1 protein-coding gene is annotated in these 524 nt (G+C 64.7%); it reads right to left on the bottom strand.

Annotated elements, in window-relative coordinates; all coding sequences use genetic code 11:
- Positions 1-402 (bottom strand): IclR family transcriptional regulator (locus tag AC1DIQ_RS18955; RefSeq protein WP_478050601.1); only part of this gene is annotated, 402 nt, incomplete at its 3' end.
- Between the last annotated feature and the right edge of the window lie 122 nt (positions 403-524).

The following is a 524-nucleotide window of genomic DNA, read 5'->3' as shown; positions in this document are numbered from 1 at the left end:
AGACAGCCGGGCGTCCATGCCCATGTCCGGGTCGTAGCGCAAACCATGCCGGGCGCCCTGCGCCTTGGCCACCCACGTCAGGTGCTCGCCATCCACGATGGCCAGCCGCACCAGTTCCCCCGAAATCTGCGCCAGCCGGTCCACCAGCGGCTGGGCGATGTCGACGATACCCGTGGCACTCAGGTAGCTCAGGCCGATGGACGCCACGCGGGCGGTCAGCGCGTAGTCGCCATGGTCGCGGAGCTGGCGCACATAGCCGCAGCGCACCAGTTCGTTCAGCAGGCGATGCGCCGCGCTCTGCGGGATCTCCAGTTCCTGCGCGATGGATGCCAGCGGCACGCCTTCCGGCTGCGTGGCGAGGTGTTCCATCACGGCAAGTGCGCGTTCGAGTACTCCGGCCATATCGATAGAGGTGGTGTTAGGGCGATGAGGGTGGGCTAGATACTAACCCCAAGTGGAAACTGATTCCATGTGGAATAGTATTCCACTCACTGCGGGGGAGCCATCGGGATCGGCCCCAATAT

This window comes from Stenotrophomonas sp. 05L413, from assembly GCF_056397945.1.
The sequence above is the reverse complement of the archived record's forward strand: the minus strand, read 5'-3'. Positions and strand labels throughout refer to the sequence as shown.